A 7,753-nucleotide genomic window follows, 5' to 3' on the forward strand; every position below is an offset into this window, starting at 1 on the left:
CGCCGGCCGGCTCCCGCGCCCGGCCCCGCCCGGCCGGGACGGGGCGGTGGGCGCGCGCGACCGCCCGTGGCGACACGGCAGACACCACTGTCGGTGGGCTCGGTCACACTGGACGTGTGACCATGGTCCGGTCGCCCGGGCCGTCCGGACCGACCGGCCCGTACGGCCGCAAGGACCGACCCTCCCGACCACCCGGCCCGTCCGATCCGCTCCACCGGCACCACCGGCCGCCCGCCACGGCGGCCCGTCCACCCGGCCACCGGGCGCGATCCGCCCGCACCGGGCGCCCGTCGTCCCACCGCACCGCCGTGAGCGGCAACCGCCGCCCGCACCCCCGCCGTCGTCCCCGACGGCACCCGGCCGCCCGTGCATCCGTACGGTGCTGCCACCGCCCCCCGGGCCTCCTGCCGGGCGGGCGGCCGCCACCGCCCACCACGACCGGCACACACGACACACGAGGTCCTGAAAACCGTGAACTTCACGCGTTGGAGCGCCCGGCTCCCCGGCAGTACGCAGCGCCGAGCCGTCGCACGCGGGGACAGCGCGGGCGTCGCACGTGCGGACCGCGGCGCGGTGCCCGCCGCCCGCGGCGAGTACGCGGCCCCGGCCGGCGGTGACGACGAGGAGGGCCGGGAGGCGGACGCGCCCGTCCCGCTCGGCCTCACCCCCGAGGACCTGGCCGTGCGGGAGGTACTCGGGGAACTGCCCGCGCTCGTCGCGCTGGTGTACGGCGCCGAGCACCGCGTCGCCTACGTCAACGAGGCGTACGAGGCCGCCTTCGGCGCCCGCGCACTCGGCACGCCCGCCGCCGAGAGCTGCCCGGAACTCGCCGACCTCGGCCTCGGCCCCCTGCTCGACCAGGTGCTGCGCAGCGGCACGCCACGCACCGTCAAGTCGCGCCGCATCCAGGTGCCCGGCCACCTGCACACCGGCCGCCGCTCCGGGGCGGCCCGAGCGGAGCGGCGCGGCGAGGGGTCCTTCACGGTCACCTGCGCGCCGGTGGGGCGGGGCGGCGGCGACGGCGCGGCGGGCGTGCTCGTCTTCGCCGCCGACGTCACCGACCACGCGGAGGCCGCCGAGCGGTTGCGCGCCAGCGACCGCAGGCACCGGGAGACAGCCGTCACGCTCCAGCGCTCACTGCTGCCGCAGGAGCTGGAGCAGCCGGACGACCTGCGCGTGGCCGCCACGTACCAGCCCGGCGGCGCGGACGCGGCGGTCGGCGGTGACTGGTACGACGTCATCACCCTCGGCGCGGGCCGCACGGCGCTCGTCATCGGCGACGTGATGGGCCGGGGGGTGCGGGCCGCGGCCGTCATGGGACAGCTGCGCACCGCGGTGCGCGCCTACGCGCGGCTGGACCTGCCGCCGCACGAGGTCCTGCAACTGCTCGACGGCCTGGCCGCCGAGATCGACGCGACGCAGATCGCCACGTGCGTCTACGCGGTCCACGACCCGAACGAGGGCGTCCTCGTGTACGCGTCGGCGGGGCATCTGCCGATCCTGGTGCGCTCCGAGGACGGCTCGGTCCTGCGCGGGGCGGATCCCACGGGCCCGCCGCTGGGCACGGGCGGCTGGCTGCACACCTCCGGCAGCATCCCGCTGCCGCCCGGGTCCACGGCGGTCCTGTACACGGACGGCCTGGTGGAGCGGCGCGGCGAGGACATCTACGAGGGCGTGGCGAAGCTGGAGAAGGCGCTCTCCGGGGCGCAGGGCTCCCCGCAGGTCGTCTGCGACCGGCTCCTGCGCAGCCTCGGGATCACCGCGGAGCACGACGACGACGTCGCCGTCCTGGTGATCGAGCACCCGGCGCGCACGGGCAGCGCCGCGGAGCTGTTCCACAACGCGGCGCTGGAGCTGCTCGGCGGCATTGAGGCCGCGCCGCGCGCCCGCGCCTTCGCCTCGGGCGTCCTGGCCTCCTGGCGCTTCCCGGTCGAGCTGCGCGACCTCGGGGTGCTCGCCGCGAGCGAGCTGGTCGCGAACTCGCTGAAGCACGGCACGCCCCCGATGCGCCTGCGGCTGCGCCGTACCGACCGGCGGCTGATCATCGAGGTCACCGACGGGGACGACCACCTGCCGCGCCGGCGCAGGGCGGAGCCCGCGGACGAGGCGGGCCGCGGGATCTCGATCGTCGCGACGATCGCCTCGGCCTGGGGCTCGCGCCGCACGCCGGGCGGCGGGAAGGCCGTGTGGTGCGAGTTCGCGCTGCCGGAGCCCGGCGCGGAGGACGGCCCCGGCTGACGCGCCCGGGAACCGCGTCCCGCCGCGGGGGAGCGCCCCCGCGACGGGACGTTCCGGTTGCGGTGCGGGCCGGGCCCGCGTGCGCGCCTCAGCCGACGCGTTCGGGCACCGGCACCGGCGCCGCGGCCTGCTCGGGCAGGTGCTGGGCGACCACCCGGGACGGCACCGCGAGGGCGGGCCGCTCCTGGGCGGGCGTGAGGCGCCTGCCGAGCCGCAGCGCCAGCACGGTCACGGCCAGCGAGAACAGCACGAAGGTCGCGATGTACGGGGCGTGCAGACCGGCCGCCATCGGAGCGCCGACGGCCGGCCCGACCGCCAGGGCCAACTGCTTGACCAGCGCGAACGCCGAGTTGTACTGCCCCACCATCGAACCCGGCGCCAGGTCCGAGACCAGCGGCGCGACGGTCGGCGACAGCAGCGCCTCGCCGAGCCCGAACAGTCCGTACGTGGAGACGAAGGCCACCGTGGCGACGGCCTGCCCGGCGTGCGCGAGCCCCGCGTACCCGGCGACGAGCCAGGCGAACGCCCACACCAGGCCCACCAGGGCGATGACCCGGGTCCGGCGCCGGCGCTCGACGATCCGCAGCACGAGGAACTGCGCCGCCACGATCACCGCCGTGTTCACGGCGAGCGCGACCCCGAGGGACGACGGGTCGATGCCCGCCGCGTCGGTGCCGAACGCCGTCAGCCCGGTCCCGTACAGCACGGGCCGGACGCCCGGGCGTCCGTGCGCGAGGCCGGTCCAGGCCGCCACGACGACCACGCCGGCGAGGACGAACGTCTCGCGGTAGGGGCTGCCGTTGGGTATCGCGAACGCGTGCCAGGCAAGACTCGTGGGGCGCCACTGCAGGGACACCGCGACGGCGACGACCAGGCCCACCCAGCCGGCCCGCACGCGTGCCGGTACCGTGCGGTCGAAGGCGAGCGCGGCGACGAGCAGCAGGGCGCCCGCCCCGATGAACACGGCGGGCGACAGGAAGCTGTACGTGCCGGGCATCGCGCGGGCGAACACGTCGGTCCACGGGGACGGCGAGAAGACCGCCGTCGAGCCGGGGTAGGCGTGCTTGGTGCCGAGGTAGACCGGCAGCAGGACGGGCGCGGAGAGCGCCACCCCGAGCGCCACCCGCCACCCGGCGCGTACGACGGCGCGCAGCCGCTGCCCGCCGGTCGTCTCCCGCTCCAGCAGCAGCCGCAGGACGAGCACGAGCGCGGCGCCGAGCGTGGCCATGTAGGCGGTGTAGAAGTTGGCGACCCAGGCGAGCGCCACGACGAGCGGCCCGAGGACCGGCCGCCGGGCCGTGCGGGCCCACTCGCCGACCAGGCACAGCAGCGGGAAGGCGATCAGCCCGTCCAGCCACATCGGGTTGTACGACGCCTCGACGACCGACCACCCGCACAGCGCGTACGTGGCGCCGAGCAGCGCGGCGGCCCACCAGGGCGCGCCGGGCAGGGGCCCCGCGGCGCCGGGGGCGTCCCTCAAGTCGCGGCCGGCCGGGGCGCCGAGGGGGAGGCCCGGCCCTGCCGCGCCCCGGGTCAGCCGCGGCAGGACCGCCGCCATCGCGGCCCCCGCTGCCGCCATCTTCAGCACGGTGATCACGTAGACCGCGAGGTCGATGCGGTCGCGCGGGAAGAACGCCACCAGCAGCGCGAACGGGCTGGTGACGTACGTACCGAGGTCGGGCAGCGACGCCGCCCCGTAGCCCGACTGCCAGTTCAGCAGCAGCCCGCCGTGCGCGGTGCCGTGGAGCAGGTCCCACAAGTGGGCGTGGAAGGGTACGAACTGAGCACCGAGATCGTTGATGCCGCGGGCGTGCCGGCCGAAGGGGAACTGGCGTGCCACGGCGTCGCCGGCGCACACGGCGACCGCGGTGATCAGGGCGGCCAGGGCGGCCGCGCGGCCGCGCACGGGGCCGCGCGCCGAGCCGGGACCGGCCGGGCGCGGGCGCACGAGGTCGCGTACGGAATCCAGGGTGGGCATAGTGCACGAATATGCCAGCGCCCGGGCGGCGTACGGCGGTTGGCCGTGTTCGTTCATGCGGTAGCTGTGAGATATTCATGTTTACATTCCGCCGTGGTTACGCCCTTCGGGTGTTGTTTCCCTGTGCTGATCTCGATAGTTGTCCCGTGTTTCAACGAAGCGGAGATCATCGAACGCTTCCACGCCCATGTGACCAGGGAACTCGTCACCCTGACCCAGGATCTCGGCCACACCTTCGAAATCGTCTACGTGGACGACGGGAGCCGGGACGCCACGCTCTCCCTGCTGGAGGCCGGCGCGAAGGCGGACGCCCGCGCCCGGTACGTCTCCTTCAGCCGCAACTTCGGCAAGGAGGCCGCCATGCTCGCGGGCCTCCAGCACGCCGCCGGGGACGCCGTGGTCATCATGGACGCCGACCTCCAGCACCCGCCGGAGCTGGTGCGCCGCATGCTGGAACTGCACGCCCAGGGCTACGACCAGGTGATCGCGAAGCGCACCCGCAAGGGCGACCGGGTCACCCGCACGCTCATGGCGCGCGCCTACTACTGGTCGATCAACCGCCTGGTCGACGTCGAACTCGTGGACGGCGTCGGGGACTTCCGGCTCCTGTCGCGGCGCACGGTCGACGCGGTGCTGCGCCTGTCGGAGAACAACCGCTTCTCCAAGGGCATTTTCGCGTGGGTCGGTTTCCGCACGACGACCTTCGCCTACGAGAACGCCGTGCGCGAACAGGGCCGCTCGAAGTGGAGCTTCGGAAAGCTCCTCAACTACGGCCTCGACGGGCTCATATCCTTCAACAACAAGCCGCTGCGCGCCGCGGTGTACCTCGGATTCCTCCTTCTGTCGCTCGCGATGCTCTACGCCGCGTGGATCGTCGTGTCCACCCTCGTCAACGGCGTCGGCACGCCCGGCTACGCGACGCTGCTCGTCGCCATCACCGCCCTGTCCGGCGTGCAGATGGTGATGCTCGGGGTCGTCGGCGAGTACGTCGGCCGTATCTACTACGAGGTCAAACGCCGTCCCCACTACCTGGTGGCCGCCACCGACGAGGACGCGCGGGCCCGGGCCGCCGGGGCGCGCGAGGGCCGGGCGCCCGGCGGGCGCACCGCCGATCCGGCCGCCGCGCCCGCCGGCTCGCCCGCCCCCGGTTCCACGCCCGCCGGCACCACGCCGGGCAGGGGAGAGCTGGTCCGCGGATGACGCTTCCGACGCCCGCGCCGGCCGTCACCCGGCCGGCGCCGCCGGCGCGCCGCTCGGCGACCTGGGCGCAGCTGATCCGCTTCGCGCTCGTCGGCGCCGTCAACACCGGCACGTACTACGCCTTCTACCTCGCGCTGCTCGACGGCGCGGGGCTGCCGTACGTCGTCGCGCACGTCATCGCCTTCGTCCTCAGCATGATCGGGTCGTTCTTCCTCAACAGCTGGTTCACCTACCGGACCCGGCCGACCCTGCGGAAGTTCCTCCTCTTCCCGCTGACCAACGCGGCCAACTTCGTCATCACCACAGGTGGCGTGTACGTCCTGGTGGACCTGCTCGGCATGGACGACACGTACGCGCCCCTCGTCGCGGCCGCGGCGGCCATCCCGATCACCTTCGTCGTCTCCCGGACGATCATGACCCGGCCCGACGGCCGGAGCACGGAGGCGCCGACGCACCCGGTTCGCGGCTGAATCGTTGGTCCAGGCAGTGGCTCACGCCACGAAGACTGCCTACCATCGATCACTGCAAGGCTTGTGCACCGAAGCACAATCTCTCGGGAGGCCCCCTTGAACCGCCTGAAGCGCCCCAACAGCCGCCGCAGCAGCGTGCTTTCCCTCTCCGCAGCGCTCGCGGCGGGCCTCCCGCTGCTGGCCGCGTGCGGCAGCGCGGCGCACCCCGGGGCCGCCGCCGTCGTGGGAGGGCAGCGCATCCCGGTCTCGTCGTTGCAGGCCCAGGTCGACGACGTCCGCACGGCGCAGCAGGCATCCCCCCAGGCCGCCCAGCTCATCGGCAACAGCGCCCAGCTCAGCCAGGCCAAGCTGAACGGCATGATCTTCGACCGCATCCTGGACCGCGCCGCGAAGGACACGGGGGTCTCCGCGAGCCGGCACGAGATCCAGACCGCGCGACAGCAGGCGGCCGCCGCGCAGCCCGGCGGCGAGAAGCAGCTGGAGGCGACACTCCTCCAGCAGGGCGCGCTCACCCCCGCGCAGATCGACGACGCCGTCCGCCGCGACGTCCTCATGACGAAGGTCGCCAAGGCCGTCGGCGGCGACACGACCACGCCCGCCGGGCAGCAGAAGCTCCTCGCCGTGCTCACGAAGACGTCGAAGGACCTGCACGTCGACGTCAACCCGCGCTACGGCACCTGGGACAACTCCAAGGTCGCGCTCGGCAACACGAAGACGGACTGGATCAAGCAGGTCTCCGGCCAGGCACCGGACCAGGTGCCGACCGACGCCTGATCCGTCGGGCATGAGGGGTCGCCGCGGCCGTGCGGGTAGGTTCGTAAGCGTGACGGACAAGACCACCACCCAGTCGGCCACCGGCCGGATCGTCCTGCTCACGGTGAGCCACCGGGTAGCGCCGGGCCTGCTGTCCTGGCAGGCGTGGGAGACGCTGCGCGGCGCCGACCGCGTGTTCTGCGAGGACCCCGGCCACCCCCAGCTGCCGTACGTGCGGGAGGCGGGCGTCGCGGTGGAGACCGCGGCGCCGACGGCCGACGAGCTGGTCGAAGCCTGCCCGCCCGGCACCACGATCGTGGTGATCCCCTCCACCGCGGACGACACCGACACCGGCCTGACCGACGGCCTCGCCCGGCTCGCCGGCTCGGGCCGCGTACGCATGCCCGACCTGGAGCTGCTGCCCGGCTCCTACGACCTGCCCGGCGCGCGGCTGCTGGACCTGGTCGAGGTCATGGACCGGATCCGGCGCGTCTGCCCCTGGACGTCCACGCAGACCCACGAGGGCCTCGCGAAGTACGGCATCGAGGAGATGTACGAGCTGGTCGAGGCGATCGAGGAGGGCGACAGGACCGAGCTGCGCGAGGAGCTCGGGGACGTGCTCCTCCAGGTCGTGCTCCACGCCCGGATCGCCGAGGACGCCGACGACCCCGAGGACGCCTTCTCGATCGACGACGTCGCGGGGGGCGTCGTGGAGAAGCTGATCCACCGTCACCCGCACGTCTTCGGCGACGAGAGCGCCGGCACGCCCGAAGAGGTGCACGCCCTGTGGGAGCGCACCAAGAGCGTCGAGAAGCACCACCGCACCTCCGTCACGGACGGCGTCCCCCTCGGCCAGCCCGCGCTGGCCCTCGCCGCGAAGCTCGCCGGCCGCGCCAAGGCGGCCCGGCTGTCCGTCGAGCTGCCCACCGGCGGCAACGCCCTCGGCTACGCGCTGCTCGCCCTCGCGGTCGAGGCCGAGTCGCAGGGCGTGGACCCGGAGAGCGCCCTGCGCGCGGCGGCCCGCACCTACCGCGACGCGATCAAGGCCGCCGAGAAGCCCGGCGTGTAGACGGGCCGGCACGCGGGCGCGCAGCCCCGGGCCGTGCGGCGCCCC

6 protein-coding genes are annotated in these 7,753 nt (G+C 74.4%); 5 read left to right on the top strand and 1 reads right to left on the bottom strand.

Going from position 1 to position 7,753, the window contains the following annotated elements:
• Positions 1–471: 471 nt before the first annotated feature.
• Entirely contained in the window at positions 472–2,238 is a 1,767-nt protein-coding gene (locus L1885_RS19565) for an ATP-binding SpoIIE family protein phosphatase (RefSeq protein WP_235798459.1), read from the top strand.
• 88 nt (positions 2,239–2,326) lie between these two features.
• Here the strand turns inward: L1885_RS19565 and L1885_RS29510 are convergent, their stop codons facing one another.
• On the bottom strand, positions 2,327–4,216 hold the full coding sequence (locus L1885_RS29510; protein WP_235798460.1) for an MFS transporter: 1,890 nt from the start codon (positions 4,214–4,216) through the stop codon (positions 2,327–2,329).
• A 123-nt stretch (positions 4,217–4,339) separates the two neighbouring features.
• Between L1885_RS29510 and L1885_RS19575 the strand changes: the two genes are divergently transcribed.
• From L1885_RS19575 to L1885_RS19590, 4 genes are all read left to right on the top strand, one after another.
• Positions 4,340–5,416: a glycosyltransferase family 2 protein gene (locus L1885_RS19575; protein WP_235798461.1), complete on the top strand. Its 1,077-nt coding sequence runs from the start codon at positions 4,340–4,342 to the stop codon at positions 5,414–5,416.
• Positions 5,417–5,487: 71 nt separating this feature from the next.
• Positions 5,488–5,886, top strand: coding sequence for a GtrA family protein (locus tag L1885_RS19580; protein ID WP_308117355.1), 399 nt, complete (start codon positions 5,488–5,490; stop codon positions 5,884–5,886).
• Positions 5,887–5,982: 96 nt separating this feature from the next.
• Positions 5,983–6,660: a SurA N-terminal domain-containing protein gene (locus tag L1885_RS19585; RefSeq protein WP_235798463.1), complete on the top strand. Its 678-nt coding sequence runs from the start codon at positions 5,983–5,985 to the stop codon at positions 6,658–6,660.
• 10 nt (positions 6,661–6,670) lie between these two features.
• Positions 6,671–7,708: a nucleoside triphosphate pyrophosphohydrolase gene (locus L1885_RS19590; protein WP_268984276.1), complete on the top strand. Its 1,038-nt coding sequence runs from the start codon at positions 6,671–6,673 to the stop codon at positions 7,706–7,708.
• The last annotated feature ends 45 nt before the right edge of the window (positions 7,709–7,753 follow it).

Source organism: Streptomyces fuscigenes, from assembly GCF_021556455.1.
In the GTDB taxonomy this organism is placed as follows: Bacteria; Actinomycetota; Actinomycetes; order Streptomycetales; family Streptomycetaceae; genus Streptomyces; species Streptomyces fuscigenes.

Coding starts and splice junctions, on each gene's coding strand:
- L1885_RS29510 (WP_235798460.1), bottom strand. CDS start 4,216: ATGCCCACCCTGGATTCCGTACGCGACCTCGTGCGCCCGCGCCCGGCC.
- L1885_RS19590 (WP_268984276.1), top strand. CDS start 6,671: ATGAGGGGTCGCCGCGGCCGTGCGGGTAGGTTCGTAAGCGTGACGGAC.